The following is a 13,703-nucleotide window of genomic DNA, read 5'->3' on the forward strand; positions in this document are numbered from 1 at the left end:
GCGCCCCGTCCGTGCGCTCCCAGGGATGCCACAGCCGCACGACTTGCATGGGGCAGGGGGCGTCGCTACAACGCGGCGCCCGTTGAGGCTCCGTCCCCCTGGCCAAGAGGCTGCGCATGACTGCCATCATCGATATCCACGGTCGCGAGATCCTCGACAGCCGCGGAAACCCGACCGTCGAGGTCGACGTGGTGCTGGAAAGTGGTGCGACCGGCCGGGCCGCCGTGCCCTCGGGGGCATCGACCGGGGCGCACGAGGCGGTCGAGCTGCGCGACGGCGACAAGGGCCGCTACGGCGGCAAGGGCGTGCAGAAGGCGGTGGCCAACATCAACGGCGAGATCTTCGATCTGCTGTCCGGCCTCGACGCTTGCGATCAGATCAAGATCGACCGCGCGATGATCGAACTCGACGGCACGCCCAACAAGAGCCGTCTCGGCGCCAACGCCATCCTGGGTGTCAGCCTGGCGGTGGCCCGTGCCGCCGCCACCGACAGCGACCTGCCGCTCTACAAGTATGTCGGCGGCAGCCAGGCGCACATCCTGCCGGTGCCGCTGATGAACATCATCAACGGCGGCGCCCACGCCGACAACCCGATCGACATCCAGGAATTCATGATCATGCCGGTGAAGGCCAAGACCTTCGCCGACGGCCTGCGCATGGGCGCCGAGACGTTCCAGGCACTGAAGAAGCAGCTCAAGGACGCCGGCCACAACACCAACGTCGGCGACGAAGGCGGCTTCGCGCCCAACCTGGCGACGGCCGACGAGGCACTGGGCTTCATCATGAAGTCGATCGAGCAGGCCGGCTACAAGCCGGGCGAGGACATCGTGCTGGCGCTGGATCCGGCCTCGAGCGAGTACTTCAAGAACGGCAAGTACGTGATGGAGGGCGAGGGCAAGACCATGGGCCCGGCCGAGATGGCGCGCTGGTACGAGGCGCTGTGCAAGCGCTTCCCGATCGTCTCGATCGAGGACGGCATGGCCGAAGACGACTGGGAGGGCTGGAAGGCGTTGACCCAGGCTGTCGGCGGCACGGTGCAGCTGGTGGGCGACGATCTCTTCGTCACCAACGTCAAGCGCCTGGCGGAAGGCATCGACAAAGGCGTCGCCAACTCGATCCTGGTGAAGGTGAACCAGATCGGCTCGCTGACCGAGACCATGGACACGGTGTCGATGGCGCACCGCGCCGCCTATACGGCGGTGATGTCGCATCGCTCGGGCGAGACGGAAGACTCGACCATCGCCGACCTCGCCGTCGCCACCAACTGCGGCCAGATCAAGACCGGCTCGCTGTCACGTTCCGATCGCCTGGCGAAGTACAACCAACTGCTGCGCATCGAGGAGCAGCTCGGCACCCAGGCGCGCTACGCCGGCACCTCGGTCATCCGCGGGAAGCGCTAGAGCATTCAAACTGTCATCCCGAGCGAAGCGAGGGATCTCCTGCGAGTAGCGCATGGTGCGCCATTCACGGGAGATCCCTCGCTTCGCTCGGGATGACAGGTGTGCCAGCAACCAGCGTACTTCGTACATTGAGGGGAAATCCCTCATTTGCGAGGGAGTTTGCTGGCACTACAGTCTGGACGTCCACGAACGCTGACAGCGAGGACGTCCCCATGACCGAACGCTCCACAGACAAGCGCCCGACTCCCGACCAGGCCGAGGACAACGCGTTCTTTCCGTCCCCGTATTCGCTAGGGCAGTTCACGTCGTCAAAGTCCGATCTCGGCGACGCGGACTATCCCAATGCCTATCGCGAAGGCCGGTGGAAGGTCCTGATGATCGCGACCGACGAGCGTTACCTGCTCATGCAGAACGGCACGATGTTCTCGACCGGCAACCATCCCGTCGAGATGCTGCTGCCGATGTATCACATCGACAAGGCCGGGTTCGATGTCGACATCGCGACGCTATCGGGAAACCCCGTCAAGCTCGAGCTCTGGGCACTGCCGAAGGAGGACGAGGCAGTGCAGAGCGTCTACCGGAAGTACCTCGACAAACTGAAGCGTCCGCTGAAGCTGTCGGATGTGATCGAGAAGAATCTCGGCGACAACTCGGACTATATCGCTGTGTTCATCCCGGGCGGTCACGGCGCCCTCATCGGTATCCCGCAGAGCCTGGACGTAAAGACTGTCCTGCGGTGGGCGATGAACAAGGACAAGCACATCATTTCGCTCTGCCACGGGCCGGCGGCGCTGCTGGCGGCGGGGATTGGTGAAGCGAAAGAGGACTACATCTTCAAGGGCTACAAGATCTGCGTGTTCCCGGACGACATCGACAGAAAGACGCCGGACATCGGCTACATGCCCGGTGCGATGCCCTGGTTCATCGGCGAGAAGCTGCGGGAACTCGGGGTCGAGATCCTGAACAGCGACATCACGGGCGAAACCCACCAGGACAGGAAGCTCATCACCGGAGACAGCCCCTTCGCTTCCAACAACGTCGGCAAGGCCGCGGCCAGGGCACTTCTCGGGGAAGTCGGCACGAACTGACGGGCCAACGAATGGCACGTTGATGGATCAGCTCTTCCAGATCGTCCGCGCGATAGAGGATAGCGACAACCTGTCGTCGGTCGAGGACGCGGTGCGGTCCATCGCCCTGCCGCTCGGCTATGATCGGTTCGTCATGTTCTCGGCCTCGGCCACGCGCGATGAGTTGGTCGAACGCATCTATTGGGTTGAGGGCAACTGGTTTGGTGACGGCGAGGCGATAGACGCCAAGACCTATGTTCGCCGCTGCCCCGTGGCGCGCCATGTCCTGGATACGGACGAGCCGTTCTTCTGGACCAAGACCGTGTCCGCTCGCGTCGAAAGGTATCGGGTTGTTCGTTTCCCGCGCGGAACGGGACTTCACGGCTTGCAGGTTCCCGTTTTCGGGCGCACAGGCCTTGAAGGGGCGATGAGCTTCGGCGGCAACAGCATCGATGGCTCGGTGGCGGCCCGGCTCGCGCTGACGATCGTCGGAACGTCGGCGTTCCGCGTCGTCCGCCGGCTGGTGGAAGCGCGCGACGACAGACTGCAGACCAGCCTGTCGCCGCGTGAGCGCGAAGTGCTGCGCTGGACCGCTGCCGGCCGGCGCCAAGCCGATATCGCCGCGACGCTCGGCCTGTCCGAACGGACCGTCGAAAACCACTTGCGCCGGGCGCGGCTTCGTCTCGGCGCGGCAACCACGGCTCAGGCCGTCCTGGCCGCGATCCGCAGCGGCGAAATCGAGAACTGAAGACGTCGTTGGCTTTCCGCGGGCAGGGCGGCCGTTCGCCCTACCGTGTTGGCTCGTCCTTGTGCGGATGTGCGTGGTCGTGGCCATGCGCATGGTCATGGCCGTGTGCGTGGTCATCCGGATGCGGGTGGGTCGGGTCGACCCAGTAGACCGACTCGGGATTCTCGGCCGGTGTGATGTCGAGGTTGATGGCCACGGCCTCGTTGTCGCTGCGCACCAGGACGCACTCCAGCGGCTCGTCGTCGCTGGCATTGATCTCCTGGTGGGGGACGTAGGGTGGCACGTAGATGAAATCACCGGGCCCGGCTTCGGCGATGAACTGCAGCTGCTCGCCCCAGCGCATGCGGGCGCGGCCCTTCACGACATAGATCACGCTTTCCAGGTGCCCGTGGTGGTGGGCACCGGTCTTGGCCTTGGCGTGGATCGTCACCGTGCCGGCCCAGATCTTCTGGGCACCGACTCGGGCGAAGTTGATCGCCGCCGCGCGGTTCATGCCTGGCGTCTGGGCGGTATTGGGATCCAGCGTATGCGCCGGGATCACCCGCACGCCGTCATTGCGCCAATCGGTTTGCTTGCTCATGACTCTGCCTCTACGCCTGATGCACGGTTCGGACATCACCTTATCGCTGTCCCACCCTGAAGTCCCGTCCTGAGAGAGGGCCGCTGGGGCATGAAAAGAGGGGCCTAACCCCTTAAAGGCGTTGAAGTTTCTTGTAGTTGACGCCGAATTGTGGTTAAGCTGCCCGTAATGTTGCGTATCCGTAATCTCCTGGCACCGGTCGCGTTTGCAGTGGTGTTCGCCTATTTCGGCTATCACCTCATGAACGGCGACCGTGGTGTGCTCGCGCTGCTGCAATTGCGCCAGGAGGTGGCCCGCGCCGAAGCGACCTTGGCCGAGACCAAGGCAACGCGCGACATCTGGGAACGCCGTGTGACGGTGCTGCGTAATCAGAGCCTCGATCCCGACATGATCGACGAGCGTGCCCGGGCCCTGCTGCACGTTGCCTGGCCCGACGACATCATCGTCTTTACGCCGACACGCTGAAATCACCGAGCTTTGGCCTCCGGCTGCGGTGACCGCCATCCGGGATCGTGGATCGTTACAGCCGATCCTTGTGCTCGACGATCTTCCAGTAGGTGTCTTTGGCGGCGATCTTGCCGCCGCGGAAAGTGTAGATGTCGCAGCCCTGGTAGTTCAGGTCCTCGCCGTCGGCACCCTTGCCCTTTACGGTCCAGACCGAGATCGCACGGTTGCCGGCGTAGATGTACTCCTTGTGGTCCCAGCGCATGTCGGGGATCACCTTGAAACGGTCGGCGAGCGTCTTGCGGATCGTTTCCTTGCCGCGAAGGGTGCGGCCCACCGGTTCGGGGCCACGCGCCAGCCAGAAGGTGGCGTCATCGGTGAAGTACGAAACGATGCGATCGACATCGCGGCTGTTGAAGGCAGCGGAGATCGCTTTCATCAGTTCGGGTGTGGCGATGTCGGGATCAGAGACGGTGACGTCAGGCATTCCAGACCTCCCTCGCGAAATGTCGTCAAACGATTGCAGGCGCGCGCGTCACGGGCAAGGACGCTGACCCGGCCGGTGAGTTGATCCCGCCTTTGCATTTTATTATTGTTTTCTTTTAAAGAATAATATACAACGGCACCTTCCGTACAGAAGCCCCGTCGTATCGGGCCAAAACACGCGCATTGCCTTCTCCGCCGAGAGACAGGCCGCTGCCGTCAGGCAGCATCAGACCCTCCGACTTATCGAGTGACCTGCATGAGCGCGCATAGCGTTGTGGACGCGATCCACGCTACCCGGAATCCGCCGATACGCGATGATGGGGGCGACGGGCTGCCGGCGTTCCCCCTCGACGTCCTGCCGCCGATGTGGCGCGACTGGTGCCGGGACGCGGCACAGGGCGCCAATGCGCCCGTGGACTACACGGCGTTGTCGTTGTTGACGGTAGCGGCCGGGCTGACCGGCGGTACGCGCCGCATCAGCCCGGCGCCGGCATGGCGCGAGCCTTGTGTGCTGTGGGCCGCGCTGGTGGGCGGGCCGGGGTCAGGCAAGACGCGCGGCATGCAGGCGGCGCTGGACTTGGTACGCGCGCTGCAGCAGCGCCTGGGCTATGTGGATGGGGACGCTTGGCGACGTCACGCCGCGGCACGCGAGGGGGCGCGTGTCGTCACCAGCCTGTGGCGGCGTGATCTGCGCAACATGGTGATCGCCCGGTCGGTGGAACTCGATCCCTTGCCGGATGACGCGATCGAGCCACCGCCGCCCGGCCGTCTGATCGTCGAAGACCCGCGCCTGCGCGCGGTCGCGGCCGCCGTGCATGGCAATCCGCACGGCGTGCTGCTGGCGCCCGGTGCGCTGGATGGATGGCTCGCTCGCACGGCGCGGCAGACGGCCCACGTCGAGCGGCACCATTGGCATCGGGCATGGTCGGCCGAGCCATGGACCATCAGCCATCGGCAGTTGCTGCAGATCGAGGTCCCCGCGGCGGTGTCGCTTCTGGGCACGTTGCGGCCGGACGCCTTGCCACAGGCGCGCGCCGGCGATGATGACGGCACGATCGGGCGTTGCCTGTTCGTGTGCCCGTCACGGCCGGCGTTGCAGCCGCTCTCGGCGCCGACGGCGCGCCGGAGCGATGACGCCATTGATGCGCTGGCGCGGCTGCAGGCCCTGGCGGCGGTGCGCGACGTACCGCTGGGCGCCGCTGCGCTCGACGTGTTCGACACGTTCCGACGCATGCATGATCGACGCCTCGACGACTTGGAAGGCCGCGAGGCGGCATGGTGGAGCGAGGGCGCCGGCATGGTATTGCGCCTGGCCGGCGTGCTGACATTTCTGAACTGGTCGGCTGAGCCGCCGGACACGGCGGAACCGGTGCTGGTGTCGGCCGCGGCGCTGCGTGCCGCCGCCGGCCTGTGGCGCGACTATCTGTGGCCGCACGCATGCAACGCCTTCGGTGCGGCCGAAGCCAGCGAGCGCCGCCGTCATGCCGACAAGGTGGTGCGTTGGCTGGCGACGCACCCCGTGCACGACGTGTCGCGCGAGCAGATCCGGCGCGAGGTGCTGTCGCAAGCCGTCGATGCCGGCGGCACCGACGCCATCATTGCGCTGCTGGTCCAGCAGGGCTGGCTGCGGCCGGTGGACTGCAAGGCCGGCGGCCCTGGCCGCCCACCCCGCCGCTGGCAAGTCCTCACCCTCTCCCCGCGCAGGCGGAGAGAGGAGGGGCCCGTCGCGCGCAGCGCGATGGGAGGTGAGGGGCTTGATGATGACGCAGGTGATGATTGCTCGAATGACCGAGCTCCGAGTCCAGCACCTGGTGCGGAGAAGCCCCTCATCCGGCGCTGCGTGCCACCTTCTCCCCGCCTTCGCGGGGAGAAGGGAATAGTTTCGGCAATTTCCGCAACCCACACCGATGCGACGTCCCGCCATCCCGAGCGCAGCGGGGGATCGTCTGCGAAGGACGTACGGTACCCCGTGCCGCAAAAGATCCCTCGCTACGCTCGGGATGACACGAATGGGGTTGCGGCAATTTCCGCAACCGAGTTGGTTGACGCCACACCGTTTCACGTCAGATGATCGTGGCAACGAACGATAAAGTCTTCGGGGCAGGATGAAGCGCCGACGGGAGTGACGTCCATATGCGGGAAGAACGGGCCATGACGTGCCGACGGACGTCAGCGGGCGTGGCACGCCTTGACGGCTGAAGCGGTCGCGCCATCAGCCGATCGTACCGGGCGCAGCTTCAGCCTGGCGCGATGGGTGCGCGGCGGCTGGGTGACACTGCTGCTGTGCGTTCTGACGTTCCTCGTGATCTACCCGATGGCGATGCTGCTGCTGGGGGCGCTCACCAATACCAACCCCGTCGTCCACGGATTTGGCGTCCTTGACCTGTCTCTCGACAATTTCGTTGCGGTGCTGGCCAACGAAAACGTTCACGCCGCGCTGTTCAACTCGCTGATTGCCTGCACCGGCGGGACGGCGCTGGCTGTCGTGATCGGCCTCACGTTCTCGTGGATCGTGGTCCGCACCAACACGCCGTGGAAGGGCTTCATCGCCGCCGTCAGCATGATCCCGTTGTTCGTGCCGCCGCTGGTGGCGGCCGTGGCGTGGTCCATCCTGGGATCGCCGAAAACCGGGCTGATCAACACCATCTTCCGCTGGGCCGGACTCGACTGGCGCATCGACCTCTACTCGATGAGCGGTCTGATCGTCGTCTTCGGCATGTACTACGCGCCCTACGTCTACATGTTCACGGCGTCGGCACTGCGCAACATGGACCCCAGCCTCGAAGAGGCCTCGGAAATCGCCGGCGCCAGCGCCTTCCGTACCCTGTTCACCGTGACCTTCCCGCTGATCGCGCCAGCCATCATCTCCGGCATGCTGCTGTCGTTCGTCGTGATGCTGGGTATCTATGGCATCCCGGCGGTTCTCGGGGCGCCGGCGAACATCTCCGTGCTGACCACCTACATCTTCAAGCTGACGGCGTGGAACCCGCCGCTCTACAACACGGCGGCGGCGGTCGCGATCATCCTCATGGTGGTGACGGCCGGTCTCGTCGTGCTGCAGCAGCGCGTCCTGTCGGGGCGCAGCTACGCCACCGTGGCGGGCAAGGCGTTCCGGCCACGCAGCCTCGATCTCGGCGCCTGGCGCTGGCTGACACTGGGCCTGGCGTTCGTCTACCTGTTCGTCGTCGTGGTCCTGCCGACCTTGGCGTTGATCGTGGCCGCATTCCGCAAGTTCCTGTTCATTCGCGATGCCGCCAGCCTGTTCGACATGAAGCAGTACTCGATGGTGCATTTCGACAGCGTATTCGACAATCCGCTGACCGTGCGCTCGATCATCAACACCATGGAGGTCGGCATCGTCACGGCGCTGCTGGGCGGCGTGCTGGCCTTCGCCATCGGCTACACGATCAACCGCACGCGCGTCGCCGGCCGCGGCAGCATCGATGTCCTGTCGACCCTGCCCGTGGCCATCCCCGGACTGGTCATCGGTGTCGCCTACCTGTGGGCCTGGATCGGCCTGCCGGGTGGTCTCTATGGCACGATCTGGATCCTGGCGCTGGCCTTCGTGGCGCGCTTCATGCCCGATACCGTGAAGGCGTTGTCGACGTCCTTCCTGCAGATCCACAAGGAGCTGGAGGAGGCGGCCTGGATCTGCGGCAAGAGCCTGCTGGGTACCATCCGCACGATCGTCTTGCCGCTGGCCAGTCCGGGCGTGATCGCGGCCATGACCCTGTTGTTCGTGCTGGCCATCCGCGAGCTGGGCTCGTCGCTGTTCCTCTACACCAGCGATACCATGGTGATGGCCGTGCTGCTGCTCGACTACTACGAGGGCGGCAACACCGGCAAGACGGCGGCGTTCAGCCTGGTGCAAACCGTGCTGCTGGCCGTCCTGATCGGTATTGCCAACTGGCTGTCGCGCGATTCGGCCGGCAGCGTCGGTCGTACGGGGTAGGTGGCCATGTCACGCCAAGCCACCCGTCATCCCGAGCACAGCGAGGGATCTCCCGCGGCAGGACGCACAGTGCGCCATCCGCAAGAGATCCCTCGCTGTGCTCGGGATGACGGCGGCTCGGGTTACGGATGAATAACGGGAGGAATTGAGGATGAAACGCATACTGTCCGTTGTTGCCGGCCTCGCTGTCGCACTCGTCGCGGCACCGGTCTTGGCCCAGGATTTTGGCAGCGCCGAACTGATCGCCGCCGCCAAGAAGGAAGGCAGGTTGGTCTACTACACGGCGAACTTTGCCGAGGTGGAGCAGGAGGTCATCAAGGCCTTCAACAAGCGCTTCCCCGAGATCAAGGTCGAGATGGTGCGCGCGCCCGGCGGCCAGCTCATCACCCGCATCAAGACGGAAGCCGCGGCAGGCAAGCTGCTGGCCGACGTGATCGGGCATTCCGATCGCGGGCTGATGCTGGAAATGAACGACATGTTCATGGACTACGCGCCGCCCAACGCCGCCGACTACCGGCCCGATGCGCTGGTGTCGCCCAAGCTCTGGCCCGGCGTGACGCTGGGCTGGGCGCTGGCCTACAACGTGGAGCTGGCGAAGAATCCGCCCAAGACCTGGGCCGATCTGACCAAGCCGGAATACAAGGGCAAGCAGATCGGGCAGGTGGTTGCCCCGTCGGGGGGCACCACCTGGACGCGGGTCATGTTCGAGCGGCAGGTGCTGGGCGAGGACTATCACGCCAAGCAGGCAGCCCTGGATATCGCACTCTATCCATCGGGCGCGCCGCTCTCCGACGCCCTGGTGCGCGGCGAGGTGTCAATCGCGCCGCTGCTCTACAACATCATCTACACCAAGATCAAAGACGGCGCGCCGGCCGAGGCGATCTTCGCGCCCGAGGGCGTGCCGATCATTCCCTATGCCGACGGCATTCCCAAGACGTCGAAGAACCCCAATGCGGCCAAGCTGTTCATGAACTGGCGCTTGTCGATGGAAGGTCAGCAGTTCCAGATCAAGGAACTGGGCAACCTGACGTCACTGAAGAACCCGCCGCTGTACCCCAAGGGTTGGGATCCCAAGACGGTCAAGGTGTGGGTGCCGGAATTCGGGCCGTTCGAGAAACTGCGCGCCACCTGGGTCGAGGACTGGAACAAGACCTACAAGTATCGTCAGTAGGGCACCGTCGATATGTCCGCGGCGCTGGACGTCGTTGATCTGCACAAGAGCTTCGCCACCGGCCGGCCGGCGGTCGACGGCGTAAGCTTCACGGTGCCAGCCGGCGAGATCGTGGTCCTGCTCGGTCCCTCGGGTTGCGGCAAGACCACGACATTGCGCTGCGTTGCCGGCCTGGAGCATCCGACCGCCGGCAGCATCAGCATCGGTGACCGTGTCGTATCGGCACCGGGCCAGGGCATCCTGGTGGCGCCGCGACATCGCGAGATCGGCATGGTGTTCCAGTCGTATGCGGTGTGGCCGCACATGACGGTGCGCCAGAATGTCGTCTATCCCCTCAAGCAGCGGCGCACGACTCGCGCCGACGCGGATCGCAAGGTTGCCGAGACGCTCGAGCTGGTCGGGCTCTCCGAATACGCCGACCGCTCGGTGGTGCAGTTGTCCGGCGGTCAGATGCAGCGCGTGGCGCTCGCCCGCAGCCTGGTCTACCGCCCGCAGCTTCTGCTGCTGGACGAGCCACTCTCCAATCTCGACGCCAAGCTGCGCCTGCGCTTGCGCGATGACCTGCGCCGCATCCTCAAGCAGACGGGCATGACGGCGCTTTATGTCACGCACGACCAGGCTGAAGCCGTGGTGCTGGCCGATCGCATCGGTGTGATGCGTGACGGCAAGCTGCTGCAGATGGCACCGCCTGCAGACGTCTACAATCGTCCGGCCGACCTGTTCGTGGCCAACTTCACGGGCGCCTCCAACCTGATCGAGGGCCGGGTGGCGGGCCGCGATGGCGAGTTCGGTGTCGTCGAGGTCAAGGGCGGGGCACGCGTGCAGGCGTGGCTGGCGCGCTCGATTGCTGTCGGCGAGACCGTCTGCGTTGCCGTTCGGCCTGAGAATGTGGCCATCGGCACATCGAATGGCAGCAACGCGTTCACGGCACGCATTGTGGGGCGTCGCTACCAGGGGACACAAACGGCCTATGACATCGATCTGTTCGGCGTCCGCCTGGAGGCGCTGGAGCTGGGTACGGCGGCGCGTCATGAGGTCGGTGCCGAGGCCCCGGTGAGCCTGTCGCGTGATGCCTGTTGGGCTTACCGCGATGACAAGACGGCGACGCAGGAATAGCTGGCGCATCCAGGGGCTGAGGCGCTTCGCGAGCATCCAGTCTTACGTCTGGCAACTTTGTTTCCGGGCTCAATCCAGGGCTGCAACAAACCACTCGGCTCTTGATTGCGGTCGGCAAGAGCGCGAATTTCCTAGCCGGAACAAGAGCTTTGCGCCTAGTTTGGCTCGTCTGGCACCCGCTGCAGCGCCATGTTAGGCGCGTCGTCTTGGGAAGTGTGGAGGAGAGCGATGGCGAAGACCGCTGCGAAGCCGAAAGCCGGCGAGCCTGGATCGCGTAAGGCCGGCGACAACAGCGCCACCGCCGAAGAGCTCAAGAAGTACTACCACGACATGTTGCTGATCCGCCGCTTCGAGGAGCGCGCCGGCCAGCTCTACGGCATGGGCCTGATCGGCGGTTTCTGCCACCTCTACATCGGCCAGGAAGCCGTCGTGGTCGGCATGCAGGCGACCATCGACAGTGCCAAGGACGCCGTCATCACGTCCTACCGTGACCACGGCCACATGCTGGCCACCGGCATGGAGCCGCGCGGTGTGATGGCCGAGCTGACTGGACGGGCCACCGGCTACTCCAAGGGCAAGGGCGGCTCGATGCACATGTTCAGCCGCGAGCGCAATTTCTACGGCGGCCACGGCATCGTCGGCGCCCAGGTGCCGATCGGCACCGGGCTCGCCTTCGCCCACAAATACAACGACAGCAAGAACGTCTCGCTGACCTATTTCGGTGACGGCAGCGCCAACCAGGGCCAGGTCTACGAGGCGATGAACATGGCGGCGCTGTGGAAGCTGCCGGTGGTCTATGTCATCGAGAACAACAAGTACGGCATGGGAACCTCGGTCGAGCGCGCCTCGGCGATCTCTGACCTCTATCGGCACGGCGAGGCGTTCGGCATCCCCGGCGAACAGGTCGACGGCATGGACGTCCTGGCCGTGAAGGCCGCCGGCGAGAAGGCAGTCGAGCACGCGCGGTCCGGCAAGGGGCCGTACATCCTGGAAATGCTGACGTACCGCTATCGTGGTCACTCGATGAGCGATCCCGGCAAGTATCGCTCCAAGGAAGAAGTCGACAAGATGCGCACCGAGCGCGATCCGATCGAGCGCCTGAAGAAGATCATGGCCGATAAGGGCGTGCTCGACGAGGCGAGCCTCAAGGCGCTCGATGGCGAAGTGCGCAAGGTCGTGGCCGATGCCGCCGAATTCGCGACCAACAGCCCCGAGCCGGATCCCGCCGAGCTATGGACCGACGTGCTGGTCGATTCGCGCCCGCCGGCAGCGGCGTGACGCGACGGCTGCGCTGACGATATCGACCCACGATCGGAACCCGACCATGTCCATTCAGATTCTGATGCCGGCGCTGTCGCCGACAATGACCGAGGGCAAGCTCGCCAAATGGCACGTGAAGGAGGGCGACAAGATTACCTCCGGCCAGGTCATTTGCGAGATCGAGACCGACAAGGCGACTATGGAAGTCGAGGCGGTCGACGAGGGCGTCATCGGCAAGATCCTCGTTGCCGAAGGAACCGAGGCGGTGCAGGTCAACGCGCCGATCGCGATCCTGGTTGAGGAAGGCGAGGCAGTGCCTGCCACCCCGGCGGCGCCAACGCCCGCCGCCGCGCCACAACCTCAGTCGGAACCTGATGGCGACGCAGCACGGCCTGAACCACCACCCGCCTCGCAGCCGGCAGTATTGACGCAACCCGCCGCCGCGACGCAGCTCAGCGCGGTGCCGGCTGAACCGGAGTGGACAGGCCCGACGGTAAAAGTGACCGTACGCGAGGCGCTGCGCGATGCGATGGCCGAGGAAATGCGGCGCGATCCGACCGTCTTCCTGATGGGCGAGGAAGTTGCCGAGTACCAGGGCGCCTACAAGGTGAGCCAGGGCCTGCTCGACGAGTTCGGCGCCCGCCGCGTGATCGACACGCCGATCACCGAGCATGGCTTCGCCGGGCTCGGCGTCGGTGCCGCGTTCGGCGGCCTGCGGCCGATCGTCGAGTTCATGACCTTCAACTTCGCCATGCAGGCGATCGACCAGATCATCAACTCGGCCGCCAAGACGCTCTACATGTCAGGCGGCCAGATGGGCTGCCCGATCGTCTTCCGCGGCCCCAACGGGGCCGCGTCGCGCGTCGCGGCCCAGCATTCGCAGTGCTACGCCAGCTGGTACGCGCACTGTCCCGGGCTGAAGGTGCTGGCACCGTGGAGCGCCGCCGACGCCAAGGGCCTGATGAAGGCGGCGATCCGCGATCCCAATCCCGTCATCTTCCTTGAGAACGAGCTGCTCTACGGCCAGTCCTTCGAAGTGCCGCAGACCGACGATTTCGTGCTGCCCATCGGCCGCGCCAAGATCGAGCGCCCCGGCAAGGACGTCACCATCACGGCGTTCTCGATCATGGTCGGCAAGGCGCTGCAGGCGGCCGAGGAGCTTGCCAAGGAAGGGATCGACGCCGAAGTCATCAACCTGCGCAGCATCCGGCCGCTCGATACCGAGACGATCGTGAACTCGGTGAAGAAGACCAACCGGCTGGTGTCGGTGGAGGAGGGCTGGCCGTTCGCCGGCATCGGCTCGGAGCTCGCGGCGCTGATGATGGACCAGGCCTTCGATTGGCTCGACGCGCCGGTCAAGCGGGTGGCCGGGCTCGACATCCCGCTGCCCTATGCCGCCAACCTCGAGAAGATGGCCCTGCCGCAGGCGCCTGACATCGTCGCCGCCGCCAAGGCGGTCTGCTATCGCTGATCGCCGCG

General features: G+C 65.3%; 12 protein-coding genes. 10 read left to right on the plus strand and 2 right to left on the minus strand.

The window, feature by feature from the left end; genetic code table 11:
• The first annotated feature begins 116 nt into the window (after positions 1-116).
• From eno to FQU96_RS16440, 3 genes are all read left to right on the plus strand, one after another.
• Positions 117-1,400, plus strand: a complete 1,284-nt coding sequence (gene eno, locus FQU96_RS16430) for a phosphopyruvate hydratase (protein WP_146542385.1) — start codon at positions 117-119, stop codon at positions 1,398-1,400.
• A 212-nt stretch (positions 1,401-1,612) separates the two neighbouring features.
• Complete coding sequence (gene hchA / locus FQU96_RS16435; RefSeq protein WP_146542622.1) at positions 1,613-2,488, plus strand: glyoxalase III HchA; 876 nt, start codon at positions 1,613-1,615, stop codon at positions 2,486-2,488.
• Positions 2,489-2,510: 22 nt separating this feature from the next.
• Positions 2,511-3,215 carry a PA1136 family autoinducer-binding transcriptional regulator gene (locus tag FQU96_RS16440; protein WP_146542386.1) on the plus strand — a complete coding sequence of 235 codons (705 nt, stop codon included), beginning with the start codon at positions 2,511-2,513 and terminating at the stop codon, positions 3,213-3,215.
• Positions 3,216-3,255: 40 nt separating this feature from the next.
• Here FQU96_RS16440 and FQU96_RS16445 read toward each other — a convergent pair whose 3' ends face one another.
• Positions 3,256-3,795, minus strand: coding sequence for a cupin domain-containing protein (locus FQU96_RS16445; protein ID WP_255468376.1), 540 nt, complete (start codon positions 3,793-3,795; stop codon positions 3,256-3,258).
• Positions 3,796-3,963: 168 nt separating this feature from the next.
• Here FQU96_RS16445 and FQU96_RS16450 point away from each other — a divergent pair, with 168 nt between their 5' ends.
• Positions 3,964-4,260: a septum formation initiator family protein gene (locus FQU96_RS16450; RefSeq protein ID WP_146542388.1), complete on the plus strand. Its 297-nt coding sequence runs from the start codon at positions 3,964-3,966 to the stop codon at positions 4,258-4,260.
• A gap of 55 nt (positions 4,261-4,315) precedes the next feature.
• Here the strand turns inward: FQU96_RS16450 and FQU96_RS16455 are convergent, their stop codons facing one another.
• Positions 4,316-4,726 (minus strand): nuclear transport factor 2 family protein, encoded by a 411-nt coding sequence (locus FQU96_RS16455; RefSeq protein ID WP_146542389.1) that lies wholly within the window; start codon positions 4,724-4,726, stop codon positions 4,316-4,318.
• A 255-nt stretch (positions 4,727-4,981) separates the two neighbouring features.
• Here FQU96_RS16455 and FQU96_RS16460 point away from each other — a divergent pair, with 255 nt between their 5' ends.
• The 6 genes from FQU96_RS16460 (at position 4,982) to FQU96_RS16485 (ending at position 13,695) form a co-directional block, all read left to right on the plus strand.
• On the plus strand, positions 4,982-6,796 hold the full coding sequence (locus FQU96_RS16460) for a DUF3987 domain-containing protein (RefSeq protein ID WP_146542390.1): 1,815 nt from the start codon (positions 4,982-4,984) through the stop codon (positions 6,794-6,796).
• A 117-nt stretch (positions 6,797-6,913) separates the two neighbouring features.
• Positions 6,914-8,677 carry an iron ABC transporter permease gene (locus tag FQU96_RS16465; RefSeq protein ID WP_255468377.1) on the plus strand — a complete coding sequence of 588 codons (1,764 nt, stop codon included), beginning with the start codon at positions 6,914-6,916 and terminating at the stop codon, positions 8,675-8,677.
• A 151-nt stretch (positions 8,678-8,828) separates the two neighbouring features.
• Positions 8,829-9,848, plus strand: coding sequence for an extracellular solute-binding protein (locus FQU96_RS16470; RefSeq protein WP_146542391.1), 1,020 nt, complete (start codon positions 8,829-8,831; stop codon positions 9,846-9,848).
• A gap of 12 nt (positions 9,849-9,860) precedes the next feature.
• The gene (locus FQU96_RS16475) at positions 9,861-10,964 is read left to right on the plus strand and encodes an ABC transporter ATP-binding protein (protein ID WP_146542392.1); all 1,104 of its coding nucleotides are present in this window, start codon (positions 9,861-9,863) and stop codon (positions 10,962-10,964) included.
• Positions 10,965-11,192: 228 nt separating this feature from the next.
• On the plus strand, positions 11,193-12,242 hold the full coding sequence (gene pdhA / locus FQU96_RS16480; protein WP_146542393.1) for a pyruvate dehydrogenase (acetyl-transferring) E1 component subunit alpha: 1,050 nt from the start codon (positions 11,193-11,195) through the stop codon (positions 12,240-12,242).
• A gap of 46 nt (positions 12,243-12,288) precedes the next feature.
• Positions 12,289-13,695, plus strand: a complete 1,407-nt coding sequence (locus FQU96_RS16485; protein ID WP_146542394.1) for a pyruvate dehydrogenase complex E1 component subunit beta — start codon at positions 12,289-12,291, stop codon at positions 13,693-13,695.
• Positions 13,696-13,703: the final 8 nt, after the last annotated feature.

This window comes from Reyranella sp. CPCC 100927, assembly GCF_007859315.1.
Taxonomy (GTDB): domain Bacteria; phylum Pseudomonadota; class Alphaproteobacteria; order Reyranellales; family Reyranellaceae; genus Vineibacter.

Coding starts and splice junctions, on each gene's coding strand:
- eno (WP_146542385.1), top strand. CDS start 117: ATGACTGCCATCATCGATATCCACGGTCGCGAGATCCTCGACAGCCGC.
- hchA (WP_146542622.1), top strand. CDS start 1,613: ATGACCGAACGCTCCACAGACAAGCGCCCGACTCCCGACCAGGCCGAG.
- FQU96_RS16440 (WP_146542386.1), top strand. CDS start 2,511: ATGGATCAGCTCTTCCAGATCGTCCGCGCGATAGAGGATAGCGACAAC.
- FQU96_RS16445 (WP_255468376.1), bottom strand. CDS start 3,795: ATGAGCAAGCAAACCGATTGGCGCAATGACGGCGTGCGGGTGATCCCG.
- FQU96_RS16450 (WP_146542388.1), top strand. CDS start 3,964: ATGTTGCGTATCCGTAATCTCCTGGCACCGGTCGCGTTTGCAGTGGTG.
- FQU96_RS16455 (WP_146542389.1), bottom strand. CDS start 4,726: ATGCCTGACGTCACCGTCTCTGATCCCGACATCGCCACACCCGAACTG.
- FQU96_RS16460 (WP_146542390.1), top strand. CDS start 4,982: ATGAGCGCGCATAGCGTTGTGGACGCGATCCACGCTACCCGGAATCCG.
- FQU96_RS16470 (WP_146542391.1), top strand. CDS start 8,829: ATGAAACGCATACTGTCCGTTGTTGCCGGCCTCGCTGTCGCACTCGTC.
- FQU96_RS16475 (WP_146542392.1), top strand. CDS start 9,861: ATGTCCGCGGCGCTGGACGTCGTTGATCTGCACAAGAGCTTCGCCACC.
- pdhA (WP_146542393.1), top strand. CDS start 11,193: ATGGCGAAGACCGCTGCGAAGCCGAAAGCCGGCGAGCCTGGATCGCGT.
- FQU96_RS16485 (WP_146542394.1), top strand. CDS start 12,289: ATGTCCATTCAGATTCTGATGCCGGCGCTGTCGCCGACAATGACCGAG.